At 37.2% G+C, this 15,585-nt stretch carries 11 protein-coding genes; 8 read left to right on the plus strand and 3 right to left on the minus strand.

The window, feature by feature from the left end:
• From JGH11_RS02825 to JGH11_RS02850, 6 genes are all read left to right on the plus strand, one after another.
• Entirely contained in the window at positions 1 to 2,619 is a 2,619-nt protein-coding gene (locus JGH11_RS02825) for a hypothetical protein (RefSeq protein WP_201110053.1), read from the plus strand.
• A 4-nt stretch (positions 2,620 to 2,623) separates the two neighbouring features.
• Positions 2,624 to 3,142, plus strand: a complete 519-nt coding sequence (locus JGH11_RS20075) for a hypothetical protein (protein WP_236263832.1) — start codon at positions 2,624 to 2,626, stop codon at positions 3,140 to 3,142.
• Positions 3,143 to 3,775: 633 nt separating this feature from the next.
• On the plus strand, positions 3,776 to 4,525 hold the full coding sequence (locus JGH11_RS02835; protein ID WP_201110054.1) for a C40 family peptidase: 750 nt from the start codon (positions 3,776 to 3,778) through the stop codon (positions 4,523 to 4,525).
• Positions 4,526 to 4,888: 363 nt separating this feature from the next.
• On the plus strand, positions 4,889 to 5,374 hold the full coding sequence (locus tag JGH11_RS02840) for a methylglyoxal synthase (RefSeq protein WP_201110055.1): 486 nt from the start codon (positions 4,889 to 4,891) through the stop codon (positions 5,372 to 5,374).
• Positions 5,375 to 5,507: 133 nt separating this feature from the next.
• Positions 5,508 to 5,846 carry a translation initiation factor gene (locus JGH11_RS02845; RefSeq protein WP_201110056.1) on the plus strand — a complete coding sequence of 113 codons (339 nt, stop codon included), beginning with the start codon at positions 5,508 to 5,510 and terminating at the stop codon, positions 5,844 to 5,846.
• The gene (locus JGH11_RS02850; protein ID WP_201110057.1) at positions 5,824 to 9,063 is read left to right on the plus strand and encodes an exodeoxyribonuclease V subunit beta; all 3,240 of its coding nucleotides are present in this window, start codon (positions 5,824 to 5,826) and stop codon (positions 9,061 to 9,063) included. The genes JGH11_RS02845 and JGH11_RS02850 overlap by 23 nt, the downstream gene beginning before the upstream one ends.
• A 46-nt stretch (positions 9,064 to 9,109) precedes the next feature.
• Here the strand turns inward: JGH11_RS02850 and JGH11_RS02855 are convergent, their stop codons facing one another.
• Entirely contained in the window at positions 9,110 to 10,717 is a 1,608-nt protein-coding gene (locus JGH11_RS02855) for a sulfatase (RefSeq protein WP_201110058.1), read from the minus strand.
• 98 nt (positions 10,718 to 10,815) lie between these two features.
• Between JGH11_RS02855 and JGH11_RS02860 the strand changes: the two genes are divergently transcribed.
• Positions 10,816 to 11,412 carry a hypothetical protein gene (locus JGH11_RS02860; RefSeq protein WP_201110059.1) on the plus strand — a complete coding sequence of 199 codons (597 nt, stop codon included), beginning with the start codon at positions 10,816 to 10,818 and terminating at the stop codon, positions 11,410 to 11,412.
• 35 nt (positions 11,413 to 11,447) lie between these two features.
• Here JGH11_RS02860 and JGH11_RS02865 read toward each other — a convergent pair whose 3' ends face one another.
• Positions 11,448 to 12,203, minus strand: coding sequence for a creatininase family protein (locus tag JGH11_RS02865; RefSeq protein ID WP_201110060.1), 756 nt, complete (start codon positions 12,201 to 12,203; stop codon positions 11,448 to 11,450).
• Positions 12,204 to 12,274: 71 nt separating this feature from the next.
• On the opposite strand from JGH11_RS02865, the gene JGH11_RS02870 reads away from it, so the two are divergent.
• Entirely contained in the window at positions 12,275 to 12,874 is a 600-nt protein-coding gene (locus JGH11_RS02870; RefSeq protein ID WP_201110061.1) for a hypothetical protein, read from the plus strand.
• 52 nt (positions 12,875 to 12,926) lie between these two features.
• On the opposite strand, the gene JGH11_RS02875 is transcribed toward JGH11_RS02870, so the two are convergent.
• Entirely contained in the window at positions 12,927 to 15,437 is a 2,511-nt protein-coding gene (locus tag JGH11_RS02875) for an ATP-dependent Clp protease ATP-binding subunit (RefSeq protein ID WP_201110062.1), read from the minus strand.
• Between the last annotated feature and the right edge of the window lie 148 nt (positions 15,438 to 15,585).

Below are 15,585 nucleotides of genomic sequence, written 5' to 3' on the forward strand. Positions count from 1 at the left end.
ATGGGACAACAAACAATACCAGTATTAAAAGAAAAGTTTGCAGACGGTAAAACCCCGCCAGGCTCGGACTTTGCCGACCTTATAGACTCATATATACATAAAAGTACAAAAATAAACCAGGCGCAAGTTTTGGGGCTTAACGAGTCGCTCAATGATAAAGCAACAAAAGAAGATTTAAAAAACGCAACGACTAATTTTAAAGGTTATCATACAGATTTAGCCGCGTTGTTATTAGCATATCCACAAGCTCAAAACAAAAAAGATTTTTTTGCGTGGGTGGGCTCGCCTTATCCTGGTACTGTTTACAAAGTATTTGCCGATGGCGGGGCGTGGACTGATACGGGCGAAGTGCCGACACAAGAAGAAATAGACCTTGCCGAATATGCAAAAAAAGAGGAGGTCGATATAAAATTTAACGCAATAACAACGGGGGCAACTCAAAATATACATATTCCATCAACCGATACGAAAGGATATTATTTAGAGTTGTCGGGTACAACTGTTACCCTCAGACCAGTTGCAGTGGGATATTACTATACAACAACCGATTATATAGAGGTAAACGAGGGCGATGTTATAGACTTGGTTAACGACTTAGATTCTGAAATTGTAGCACGTAGTGTTGTATTTTATGCACAAAAGGGCAATGTCTGTTTACCAACCTCTAAAGGCGTGGGCGTAATAGGTAATTATCGTTTTTCCGTTCCGTCAGGTGCAAAATATTTTCGTTGCGATTACTCGCTGAATTGTATTAATTTCCGTGTGTTGTTTGGTGGGCTTGTTATCAGACAATCGGCATTACCTGACGATGTAAATAACTCGGTTATCACTGTAAAAACCATAACACAAGAAATTAACAACTTATTCGATAAAAACGCCCCCGATGTTATGGCGGGTAAATATCTGAATCTTGAAAATGGGTTACCCTCAGGGAGTAACCCCGATTATTATACTACTGGCTTTATTGACGTGTCCGAGCTAATCGGCGAGCCTTTGGTCTCAAACTGTTTTACAGATATTTACCCCGACGGTTATTTTCGTTTTGCTTGTTTTTATGATGCTGACAAAAACTTTATTGCGGGGCAAGGGTATGAAAACAGACAATTTTTATATGTACCTCAAAATGCGGTTTATTTTAGGTCTTGTTTCAATAAAATACAAGTATCATTAGATAACTATGCGGTAGTTAGCGGTAATACACGGTGGGGCATAACAGTTAAAGAAACGGCTTTGCCTAAAGATGTAAATGATGCGGTAAGCACGGTTAAGGCACTGACACAAGAGCAACCTAATTTATTCGACAAAAACGATGCCGATATAGTGTACGGTAAATATCTGAACACTCAAACGGGTTTAGCTACTGGCGTTAATGAGGTTTATTGTACTACTGGTTTTATTGATATATCGAAGTTGATAGGAAAAACATTAACATCTAATATTGATGTTTTCCGTTTTGCTTGTTTCTATGATGCTGGCAAAAACTTTATTGCGGGGCAAGGGTATGAAAACCAACCCTCTATATTAGTACCTCAAAATGCGGCTTATTTTAGAACTTGTTTTAACTATGTAAATACCCCGTTGGATATTTATTTTATCGGTGCGGATTCGGCAAGCGTGAAAATTCAATTATCAGCGATGCCAAATGAAGTATTATCATTGATAGATGCGGGTAATTTGATGCCGATAATAAGAAAAGACGTGTCGCTGGCGGCGGGGCAATATGTTGAAATACCTTTAAAAATGGGTAATCACCTGTGGACTATGTCTTGCTTATTGTCTTTCAATGCTTTTAGCGCGGTGAGAATAGGCAAAGGGCGCACGACTTATCAAGGTGCATATTTCAGAATAGACGCAACAAAGCTATATGTATATAGCACAGGACAGCTTATAGACACGGTTAATCACGGGCTTACGATTAATAAAAGCCTTATGATATATATAGAGCAAGTGTACGATAAAACGCACATATATTTAGCCTCTCAGACTGGTAACTTTAGTTATACGTCAAGCTCTATGGCTGGTAATTATAGCCCTTTTGTGGAAGCCGACGGCGGGGCGGTAACGGTTGATGCGTTTAATTTTGATACAACCCCCGACTTATCTAAGAAAATATTATTTATAGCTGATAGTTACGGCGGCGGGCAAAGCATCGCGAGGACTCCAGGCTGTTTATATCTTGTCTTAAATATTCAAAGTTTTATGACGAGTAACATGTCGGGCGGCAATGCCTCAGAGTTGTACTCATTATTGCAAACGGCATTAAGTTACTCAAAGCCTAAATTTGTTATTTGGGGGTCAGGTATGAATGACAACTCGTTTGCTACATGGAAGTCAATAACAGAGCAAGCGATTACACTAATAGAAAAGAGCGGCGCTGAGCCTATACTTATAACGATACCCTCAGTACCAACACGGGATAAAACAGAGATAAACACGTATGTACGTGCGAGCGGTTACAGATATATAGATTTTTCTTTGGCTGTATCGGACGATGCGGGCAACTGGTTTGCGGGCTTGCTACATTCCGACGGCGTTCACCCGACAGAGTTAGGGGCTTATGCTTTAGCGATGCGCGCCCTTACTGATTTACCCGAACTTATTAAATATAATAACAATTAAAGTAATGAATTTAAAACGATATAAAGTTGCTCCCTTACCATTCCAGGGACAAAAGCGTAATTTCGTCGAGCCGTTTGTCGGCACATTAAAGGAGCTGAGCCAAAGCCAGGAAATAAAGGTCGTTGTCGACCTATTCGGCGGCTCAGGCTTGCTTTCTCACACGGCAAAACGAGTTTTACCAGGTTGCAAAGTTATCTATAATGATTACGACGGCTTTTCGGCTCGTTTGCGAAGCGTTGAGCGCACGAATGAGCTGTTAACTGATATAAGAGTCCTTTTGTGTGATTATCCACGCGAAAAGCGCATAAGTGAGGCGTATAAAACTGTTATACTTACGCGGATTGAGAAAGAAGAAAAGAGCGGCTTTGTCGATTACATTACTTTGTCGTCGTCGTTGCTGTTTTCGGCTAACTATGTAACCAATTTCGACCAGCTTAAAGCCTCAACGCTTTACAACAACGTAAAACAAAACAATTACGATGTTAACGCGGCTGAATATTTACACGGTTTAGAGATTGTATAGTGTGATTATTTAGAGCTGTTTAATCAATATAAAGATGTTCCAGGCGTTTTATTTGTTGTTGACCCGCCATATTTAACTACTGATACAAAAACGTATCTTTCCGACCAATATTGGAAGATTTCGGACTTTTTAAATGTTATAAATGTGCTTAATCAAAGTAATTTCGTTTTCTTTACATCGAATAAGAGTTCTTTAATTGAGCTTTGCGAATGGTTAAATATCAATCACAACATTAATAACCCTTTTGAAAATGCCGATTTAAAAACGCACGAAACGCGATTAAATCCAACCTCAAAATATATTGATATGATGTTTACAAGAATTATAGAAATGCAAAAAGCATCTTAATTTCATACCATTTTAATACTATAAAGATAGCGCAAAGACTTGAATTAGACAAGCTTTTGCGCTATTGTTTTGAGTTTATTTTACTCTTTATTAGTTAGTTGTAGAAATGTGCAAATTTTGTGATTTTCGTGTACATTTAGATTTTAAAATATGCACTTTTTGATTTTTCGATTATACTTATTTTAAAAGAATAATTATACTCCTTAAAATAATATAAAAAACACATACAGTTGATATTATATCAAATTGATTTTTTTATTTTTATCCGATTTAAAAAAATAACGTATGTCTGTATCAAAAAGAATACTGATCGTATCAACCTTATTTCTGATATTTTCAACAGGTTTTATGCCTACGACTGCTGCTACATTAAAGCAATCTAAAGGGACTCCAAAGAAATCAAAGACGAGTGCTGTGACTACTAAAAAAGTAAAGGTAGAGCAATCGACAAAAAATATAAAAGTAGAAACTTCTGATGGTAACGTTGTAGCTCTGCCTAAAGTGAACCAAGTATTGGAAGAAAATTCATCTCTTTTTCCTTCTTCTATGGAATTTATAGCAGATGCCAATATTTCGAACACGTTGGATGCCCTTCAAAAAAAGATGATTGAGCAAAAGGAGATACAGGAATTATCTTCTGTATTAGGAATTAATATACAAGATGCAACCTACCTCGATTTTTATAGAGAAGCTGCCGACTGGCTAGGAACACGATATAGGCGAGGTGGAATGAGTCGGGCTGCTGTAGATTGTTCAGGTTTTACGAATATCATATATAAGAATGTTTTTGGAATACAACTCGATAGGGTTAGTACAACCATAGCTAAGAATGTGAAAGAATCGGTAGCCAAAGAAGATTTGAAACCTGGTGATATGGTATTCTTCTCTACTTTTAAGAAAAAATATATTAATCATGTTGGCGTATATCTTGGAGATGGTAAATTTATCCATGCTTCTATTAAATATGGAGTAATAGTCAGTTCTCTGGCTGAAGGATATTACAGTAAAACATGGCGTAAGGGAGGCCGAATCTGATAACAGACAAAAAAAGATTAAGATAAAAAGAGATACATTAATGTATCTCTTTTTGTTTATCTATATGAAAGTGCTGACTGTGTAGTCTTATTTAGTATTTCTTCGACAAAGAACTAAAAAAAGAAAACTTGTACAACTTTGTCACCTTTTAGTTAAAATAGATATTTTAGGTCATATCTCTTATTAAATAAAGGGTGGAATAGGTTTGCTATTTTAACCATTCCTTAAACAAAATGAAACAGAAATGTTTTATCTTTGGAATGTTAAGATATAGACTCTATGCTATATTCTTACAGAATAAACAAAAAATAAATGAATTTCAATTGTGAATAAAATTTTGACTTCACTAACTAAAAAAAGAATATGAAAAAAAGATTAACTATAGCCTTGGTGGCACACGATCATCGCAAAGCAGATATGGTGGAATGGTGTTATTATAACTCTGATTTCCTTGCTAAACATCATTTGGTATGTACCGGTACTACTGGCGCACTGGTCAAAGAAGCTTTTGAAGAGAAGGGAATCATAGCTGATATTACCCGTATGAATTCAGGGCCGCTGGGTGGTGATGCAGAAATAGCTGCTATGGTAGTTCGCCATGAGGTTGACTTGGCAATCTTCTTGATCGATGATTTAAATCCACAGCCGCATGAAGCCGATATTATGATGCTTCTTCGCCAATGTCGTGTACATAATGTGCCTATTGCCTGCAACCGATACAGTGCAGACTTAATGATAACAAGTTCGCTTTGGGATGATGAAGATTATGTACCAACTAAGCCACAGTATAAGGACTTTGATAGAGCGGCATTTGACGAAATGTTTCAAAAAATGAAGGATAATAAATAATTGTATATTATTCTGTAACTTTTGTCACCTTTTTAGGTCATAGACCTATTTACTTTTGTGAGTATAAATTCGTCGAATCATAACAATCGATGAATTCGAATTAATACTTTACAATATTTAATTTAGAAAAATAATGAGTGATTGGAAAGACCGTCTGAATGTGGTATACTCCACTAATCCGGACTTTAAATATGAGACCGACAGCGAAGAAGAACAAGATACTTTGCCCAAAGAAAAGCAGGCTTTACGCATATCTCTGGATAAACGAAATCGAAAAGGTAAGGCTGTTACTTTGATAACCGGATTTATTGGTTCTACAGATGATCTTGAGATATTAGGTAAAATGCTAAAAGTTAAATGTGGTGTAGGCGGTTCGGCTAAAGACGGAGAAATCATTATTCAAGGAGATTTCAGAACTAAGATACTGGAATTGCTGCAAAAAGAGGGCTATGTTAAAGCACGAGTTATTTGAAGATGAAGTAAATTTATATGTATATAAAGCTTCGGCAGGTTCGGGTAAGACACATCGTCTGACTGCCGAGTACTTACGTCTTCTTTTTTCTTCTCCTTTCGCTTACAGGCATATTTTGGCTGTTACTTTTACCAATAAGGCAACAGATGAGATGAAATCTCGTATTATAGCAGAATTGGCCAATCTTGCTATTGGAAATAAATCTGACTATATAGCTCTTCTTTCCAATGAGTATAACTTGAATGAAGATCAGGTACGAAAAGAGGCCCGTGATATTTTGGTTCGTATCTTACACGATTATTCATCCTTTTCAGTCAGTACAATCGATAAGTTTTTCCAGCAGACTATGAGGGCTTTCACTCGTGAAATTGGTCTGGGTGGAGGTTATAATGTCGAGTTGGATACTGATAAAGTACTGGGAGAAGCAATTGATTCTATGCTCTACGATCTTGAACGTAGCGATAATAAATTACTGCTTGATTGGTTGATTCGTTTCTCGGAAGAAAAAGTAGAGAATGGTGAAACCTGGAATATACGTAGCGATATACAATCATTATCAAAAGAGATTTTTAAAGAAAGTTATAAGGCATATAGTAATCAGGTACAATCTGATATAACAGATAAAGACCTGATGACGGACTACAAAGATATGCTTTTTGCTGTCATTCAAACCTTCGAAAGCACATCGCAACAGATAGGAGAGAAGGCGTTGAATATAATGACACGCTATGGATTGAAGCCGGATGACTTTAAAGGAGGCTCCCGTTCTCCATTCTTTAGTTTTCTAAAATGGGCTAACGGGGCAATGGATGAGCCTACCAATACATTCCGTACTATGGCCGACGAGGTGTCGAACTGGTATACCTCAAAATCGGGAGTAGAAGTCAGGAGTAAAATAGAAGATGTTTACCCTGAATTAAATGTTTGTGTATGCGATATAATAAATCATTATGACAATTCTCGTACTTATCAGACTGCTTATGAGATAAATCGCTATTTCTTTACTCTTGGCATTTTGGGCGATGTGGATAAGAAGATCCGCGAATATGCTACCGAAAACAATGTGATGTTGATTTCAGATACCACAGAGCTACTTAATCGTATAATAGAAGGGAATGAATCTCCTTTTATCTATGAGAAGGTAGGATTGCGAGTCAATAACTATATGATAGACGAGTTCCAGGATACATCAGGTATGCAGTGGCAAAATTTCTTGCCTCTTGTACGTGACAGCCTTGGCGCTGGAAACAGAAATTTTATAGTGGGTGATGTAAAGCAGAGTATCTATAGATGGAGAAACTCTGATTGGAAATTATTGGATGAGCAACTCGACAAGGATTTTTCCAGAGAAGGAATAAATCATGAAACTTTAGATACTAATTGGCGGAGTTCCCGCAATGTAATTGCTTTTAATAATACTATCTTTTCTATCGGGGCTAATCTTTTACAGGATACATATAATAAGCCATTGCAGGATACGGAAGATAAACGTCTACGGCCTTTCTTTTCCCGTATAACAAAGGCTTATAACGAGCTTTGTCAGCAAGTACCTGAAAAACATAAAGGCAATGACGGGCATGTGAAGGTAGAATTTGTAAATACAGAAGAGCATGTTTGGCAGGAGTATGTGTTGCAACAGTTGCCAAAGCAAATCGAAGAATTACAGGATAGGGGATATTCTCTGAAAGATATAGCTGTACTTGTGCGTACAAAAAAAGAAGGTGCGGATGTAGCAAATTGTCTTTTGGAATATAAAAGCCAGCATGCAAATTCTCAATATCGCTATGATATAATTTCGGATGAGGCCCTTTTTGTTAGTAATTCAAAAAGCATAAAACTGATTATTGCTCTTTTAAAATATTTGCACAATCCGTTAGACTCATCGTTGAAAGCTTTAGCCGTTTATGAGTACTTTAAATATAATAGCCAGCTGAGTGCAGAAGATGCTTTACAGAAATATTTCTCAGCAAAGGATGCTTTGCCTGAAGAAATTGTAGATATATTGAGTCGTATCAGAGAACTACCTTTGTATGAAATGACAGAGGAAATTTTTGAGCTTTTCCGTAATGCAATGGAAGATAACGAGCAGATATATATACAGTCTTTTCTGGATATGGTGCTTGACTTCACAGTTCGTAATTCGTCAGACCTTGATGCCTTCTTGAAATGGTGGGATGATACAGGCGTTAATAAGACAATATTTACACCCGACGGACAGGATGCCATACGTATTATGACAATCCATAAATCGAAAGGATTAGGTTTCAATGTTGTCCTTCTGCCTTTTTGTAATTGGGAAATAGATCATAAACTGACAACGATACTTTGGTGTCGCCCTCAGACCGAGCCATTCAGCCGTCTTCACTTAGTACCTGTAAAGTATTCTCAAAAATTGAAAAATACGATCTTCGATTATGAATACTTTGATGAACGATTGCATGCATTTATCGATAATGTAAATGTGTTATATGTTGCTTTTACCCGTGCTAAAAATGAGTTGATAGTCTTTGCTCCTAAACCTAAAAAAGAAGAAATAAATAGTATCTCGTCTTTATTGTGGACTTGTATCAATTCATCGGCTGATTTGCCAGCTGATAAACATTCCTATATCAATCTGTCACAATATCTGGATGAGGAAACAAGCATTTTTGAAATAGGTTCGCAATATAAGGCGATAAAGAAAGAAGAGGTTTCTCCTGTTGAAGAGATTGGTATAGATAGCCTGCCAAGTGTAGCTTACGATGAACGTATCCGGCTCTTGCTGAAAAATAAGTATTATTTTACAAATTCAGGACAACGGGATTATGGGACACTTATGCACGAGATTGTAAGCAAAGTGCAAACTATTGATGATATTGGGAATGCGGTTGAGGAATACCATATATCGGGAGATATCACTGCAGAACATAAAGTAGAAGTAATAGGGTTATTACAGAGTTATTTATCCAATCCTTTAGTTTCGCCTTGGTATTCAGGAGAGTATCGGGTTATGAACGAGGTTCAGATACTACAGCCAAAAGGTGTATTTAGTCGCCCCGACAGAGTGATGATAAAGGGAGATGAAGTCGTGGTGATTGATTATAAATTTGGAGAAAAGGAGGATAAGAAATATATTCGACAAGTTAAATATTATGCCGATCAGATACGTAAGATGGGTTACGTTGATGTGAAGGGTTATATCTGCTATATTACTTTGGGAAAGGTCGTTGAAATATAAGTACTGAGTACGAAAAATAGTAAGCTCCTAATAGGAGCTTACTATATCAATATTCATCTACTTTCAGGTCTGTTCTGTATTTATTCAATGTTGTTTGCAACTCGGCTGTAATCTCTTCATAACCGGCTTTTCCATAAAGGTTGTTCAGCTCATTCGGATCGTTTTGCAAGTCATATAGTTCATTACAGTTTATATCCTTATCATTTGCCATTTCACCTTTACCGTAAAAGTGGATCAGCTTATACCTGTCGGTACGTACTCCATCGTGTCTGCGTACGCTGTGGATTGCAGGGTAATCGTAATAATGGTAATACAAGCTTGTTCGCCAATCTTTTGGTTCTTCACCGTTAAATAACGGTTCGAGGCTGGTTCCGCTCATCTCTTTAGGTTTCTCTATTCCGGCCAGAGACAAGAATGTAGGAGCGTAGTCTATGTTCTGAACAAGGGCATCGGACTTTATTCCTGCTTTGATTTTCTTGGGATAGCACATGATCAATGGTGTACGGAACGACTCTTCGTACATAAAACGTTTATCAAACCAACCATGTTCTCCCATATAAAAACCTTGATCGGAAGTGTAAACTATGATCGTATTGTCCATTAATCCTTCTTTTTCGAGGTATGTTATTAAGCGGCCTACCTGATCGTCGATGCTCTTTATGCAGCGTAGATAGTCTTTTATATAACGTTGATATTTCCAGTTTAATAGCTCTTCACCTTTTAGATTTTGATCTATGAATTTTTGATTTTTAGGATGATAAGCTTTATCCCACTCTTGTCGTTGTTGAGGGGTCATTCTGTTTAACGAATACTCAATATCTTCTCTATTCCATTCCTTATTATATGGAGGTGTGTCTTTCAGCTCGAGTACCTTGAGGTCATATATCAGTGTCATTGTTTTATCAATAGTCATATCTTGAGTATGTGCAGGTGAGCAACGTGTAGTATAATCATCTGTAAATGTATCAGGTTTTGGAAAATTGATATCCTCGTACAGATCGAGATATTGAGGTTCGGGCATCCAGTTGCGATGAGGTGCTTTATGATGAACTAGCAGACAGAATGGTTTATTCTTATCTCTTTGTTCTAAAAATTCTATCGAATGGTCTGTTATCAGGGTAGAGGCATAGCCTTCTTCTTTTATGTATTTTCCATTCGTGTTATTGCTTCTGAACTCAGGGTTGTAGTATTGCCCCTGATCCCATAGTATATGATAGAAATCAAATCCTTTGGGTTCACATTGCATATGCCATTTGCCTACTACACCTGTTTGATATCCTGCTTGCTGCAATAACTCGGAGAAAAAAGTTTTAGTGGAGTCTATACCCTTTCCAAGTTGTCGTTGTCCATTCTGATGGCTGTACAAGCCTGTCATTAGGCATGCTCTGCTAGGTGTCGATAAAGAGTTCTCAACAAATGCTTGCTGAAACAACATTCCTTCATTGGCCAAACGGTCTATGTTGGGTGTTGGAGCTAGTTTGGATAAAGGATGTCCATATGCACTTATCGTTTGGTATGAATGATCGTCCGTCATAATATATATTATATTCGGGCGCACTGGTGGTTCTTCATTTTGAGGACTTTTCTTTCCGCAGGAGTAGTTGAATAGCGCAGCCGGAATGATGGCAAAACCGACGGTTTTTAACTTATTCATGACATTAATTAATTATAAGGTTCTGTATTGAAACATAAATATAGTAAATTTGTGCCTTAAAATAGTCTAAACACATTATTTCAATAATAGTATATCGTATGAAGGTTTTTAATGTCTTATTGTCAAGTGTATTGTGTATTGTATTAGTTTCATGTAATGGTGCATCTAAAAAAGAGGTAGGGAATGAGCCTGTAAAAGAACTTTCTCAGAACGAGATATCTAACGGATTTGACCTTGACAAGGAATTATTAGTAGATCTGATGATGGATATTCCAGCCTCGGTATATATGAAAGAGGGTGAGGGACAATACTCAATATTGTATATTCCTAAAACTAAAGAGATATTAGAGAGATATAAAAACTTCGAGGAAAAGAATGGTGTAAAACTGTCGGAAGATTCATTAGGCAATATGTACTACGATGATGTTACAGTAAAGAAAATAGATGGATTGCTAAGGTCTGGTATGAATTCTAATGATTTTTATATTATAGGCCGTTTTATCCCTTCTCAGTTTTTACAAGTAGATGCGACTTCTACAAAAGGAGAATATGCTGTGTCTATGCCTTATGAGATGCATATATATAAATATACAGATAATAAGTGGGAGTATATAGAAACTACCATGATAATGGATTTGACAGGATATGAGAAATACGAAACATTAGAGACATATAACTCAATGTTTAATAAATAGTCTCAGGATTAAAATCTTAGAGACAGATTGTTGTCCTAGTATATCTCTCCCTTCACTAAATCCCTAAACAAAGCAGCAAGCTTTTTACTAACATCTTCGGCACATAATTTACCTTTTTGAGCTGATGATTTTTTTGGATTTCCTATGCCTGTATCTTGCGATACTTTAGCCCAATTACGAGGAGTCCATCCGGTTCCATTTTGCAACGATTCGGATTTGAAGGGGGAGTAAGCTCCCTCACCGGCCAGAGACAGATCTACTAATTCAGGTCGGTAATGCATCAATACAGATGTTTCCATCTCTCCTGCATGATCATCTTTCTCTTCAAAAAAATCTTTTTGAGGAGGGATTGCAAACCAATCAGATACTACAATCAAGAAATGAGGGTAATCAACAGCAAGATCACGTATCATATTCTTAAAGTTGTTACCTCCATGTCCATTTACTATTATAAGTATTTGTATTCCTTGACAATCTAAAGAAGACACTATGTCGGTAAGTATAGCTTTCTGGGTTTCATAACGGGTGTGAAGACAGAATGGAAGCTCTCGTTGTCCCGGGTTTTGAGCCCCTAATGGGATTGGGGGAAGTACCATGCCTCTAATATTATCTTGGCTGTATGCTTCTTTCACAGCATCTACAGAAATATAGTGAGCCAGATAACAGTCTGTAAGATAGGGTAGGTGGTAGTTGTGAGGTTCTGTCGCTCCCCAGGGAAGAACTGCATAATCGTATTTTTGATTTTTCGTATCATTATAGATAGCAGATAGTATATCGAATTGAGAGTTCATTGCTTTATTGTTTTGGTTAACTGTAAAGATAGTATTTATTGCTTTTACTATCTTTGTTCAAAATTTGAAAAATGACGGATAAAATAAAAGAACTACGGAAACTTCTCCCTATACCTATCGGAGAAGCTTTGCAGATGTTAAAGACGAATGACGGAGATGTAGAGAGATGTGTCTTTTTATTCAAGGCAAAATCTATAAAGGAAATATCGGAATTGACAGGTTGTGACGAAAAGACAGTTGCTTATTATTACGAAGCTGAGAAATACGACTTTAACAGAACCGTATCGACTATTAGGGAAGATACATATGATAAAAACTATAAACAAATAGAGGGAGTAACAAAGGAAGCTGTATTTAATGTTTTACAATGGTTGCGAATTATCGAATCTGAAGATTTTGGAGTTTCACTCGATTATCAATTATTGGATAGGACATTGCAGACGTTGGTACTTATTCCCTCCTTATCTGAAATAGCCTTGGTCGTTGAAAAAGCTAAATCAGCAAAAGATTTAATTTTTGAAGGATATCAGGATACCGATAGTTTGGATGAGTTTGTACGACGTCATCGAAAGTTAGATGATAGTCAGGATTTCCAAATAGCTAGTGAGTTAGTAGGTTTGAAACTGACTATAATGAAAGAAGAATTGCTGAGGCATTCTCGAAATTTATAATAAAAAAGGAGTGAATATTTATTCACTCCTTTTTTCTGCATATTTTAAATGACTACTTAGCTATTGCTTTTAGTTTATCATTTTCTTTATCTATTTCAAAGGTTATAATACCTCCCTCTTTTACTGCACCAGATAGTATCAATTCAGCTATTTCATCTTCGATGTAATTTTGGATTGCGCGTTTTAATGGACGAGCACCAAATTGGACATCATATCCTTTCTCTGCAAGGAAATCTTTCGCTTCTTGATTTATCTCTATGGTATAGCCAAGTTCTGTCATACGCTTGTAGAATCCTTTTAGTTCGATATCTATAATTTTTTCAATAGATGATTTATCTAATTGATCAAATGTAATAATATCATCTACACGATTTAAGAACTCAGGAGAAAATGTTTTATTCAAAGCTTTCTGAAGTACACTTCTTGAGTATTCTTTATTTGCAGCTGATTGCTTATTGAAACCGATACCTCCACCAAAGTCTTTCAGTTGTCGTGTACCGACGTTTGAAGTCATGATAAGGATTGTATTTTTAAAGTCAACCTTACGTCCAAGGCTGTCAGTCAAATGTCCCTCATCCATTACCTGAAGTAAAATATTATATACGTCAGGATGGGCTTTCTCTATTTCGTCGAGAAGTACTACCGAATATGGCTTGCGACGCACTTTTTCACTCAATAAACCACCTTCTTCATATCCCACATATCCCGGAGGTGCTCCGACTAAGCGCGATACATTGAATTTTTCCATGTATTCACTCATATCTATACGAATAAGGGCATCGGCAGAGTCGAATAGTTGCTCGGCGATCTTCTTAGCCAGATATGTTTTACCTACGCCTGTTGGTCCTAAGAACATAAACGATCCAATTGGATGATTAGGGTCTTTTAAGCCAATGCGGTTGCGTTGTATAGCTTTTACTATTTTGTTAACAGCTTCGTCCTGCCCTATTACAGCAGCCTTAAGGCTATCTTTCATACCTATTAATTTGATACCCTCCGACTCTCCTATTCGTTGTACGGGAATACCAGACATCATAGATACCACTTCTGCAACCATTTCTGCATCTACAGTTTCAGGCTTTTCCTTGAGCGAAGCTTTCCATGCAGCCTCTGCGTTATCGAGTTTAGCCATCAATTGGCGTTGTGTGTCGCGAAAGCTTGCAGCCAGCTCATACTTTTGGGCTTTTACTGCATCGCCTTTCTGTTCTATTACAGTTTTTAACTCTGCTTCAATTTCTTCGATTTCTTTAGGAACAAGTATGTTTGCAATGTGCATACGCGAACCCGCTTCATCCATTGCATCAATAGCTTTATCCGGGAAATTACGATCTGTAATATATCTATCGGTCAATTTGACACATGCAACTAAAGCGTCATCTGTATATTTTACATTATGATGCTCTTCGTAGCGCTCTTTGATATTATTTAATATCTGCAATGTTTCTTCTGCAGTTGTTGGATCCACTACTACTTTTTGGAAACGACGTTCCAAAGCACCATCTTTTTCAATGTTTTTTCTGTACTCATCCAGAGTTGTGGCGCCGATACATTGTATCTCTCCACGAGCTAAGGCTGGTTTTAACATGTTTGCTGCATCCAAAGAGCCGGTTGCGCCACCCGCACCTACGATAGTGTGTATTTCATCAATAAACAATATTATATTCGGATTTTTGGATAGCTCATTCAGTATGGCTTTTATTCGTTCTTCAAATTGTCCACGGTATTTTGTTCCCGCTACTACAGATGCCATGTCGAGAGCTATCACTCGTTTGTCGAATAATACCCGGGACACTTTTTTCTGTGTAATGCGCAGTGCTAACCCTTCCACTATAGCTGATTTACCAACACCGGGTTCACCTATTAGTATAGGGTTGTTTTTCTTTCGGCGGCTAAGTATCTGTGCCAACCGTTCAATTTCTTTCTCACGGCCGACAATCGGGTCTAGTCGATTTTCCATGGCCGCTTTCGTCATGTCTGCACCGAAATTATCAAGTACAGGCGTGTCGGTTGCCTGACGAGGTTGTTGTGTACCAACATTAGAGTTGCCGCTTATCGCTTCATCTTCTTCCTCATCGTCATCTGTAAAGTCCGCACCCATGCGCGGAGTTCCTTTTGTGTTATGCATTATATCACCCATACTTTTTATGTAGGTGAAAGCTCCGTTGTAATCCATATGATATTCTTCTAACAGCGCTGCAGTAGTATTGTCATGATCTTTAAGAATGGCAAGAAGAAGATGTTCGGAGTCAGTTTCCTGACTTTTAGTCAAACGCGCTTCTAATATGCTCATCTTTAATATCTTTTCGGTACTTTTATTTAATACGATTTCGCTGTTTGGATATGCATCCTCCTGTTGCTTTAATATGTTATTATCAATGTTATCTTTTAATTCTACCAAATCTATGCCAAAATCCTTCAATGCCTGTATGGCCAATCCTTCTCCATTACGGAGGATTCCAAGCATCAAATGTTCGGGCGCAAGATAATTGGTTTGCAGACGTCCGGCCTCCTCACGACTGTAAGTCATGATTTTGCGAACTCTAGGTGAAAAATTATTTTCCATAACCGTCTTATTTGATGTTTTATGCGTATATTACAAATATAAGATTAATTTCTAAAAAATATTTCAGAGAAAATCTTAATAATCTTCATTCTATTATTTCAAACAAAAATGATGCCATAATGTTTCCGGTTACGAAATATAATTATAT

Origin of the sequence: Dysgonomonas sp. Marseille-P4677 (assembly GCF_016652235.1) — a bacterium.
In the GTDB taxonomy this organism is placed as follows: Bacteria; Bacteroidota; Bacteroidia; order Bacteroidales; family Dysgonomonadaceae; genus Dysgonomonas.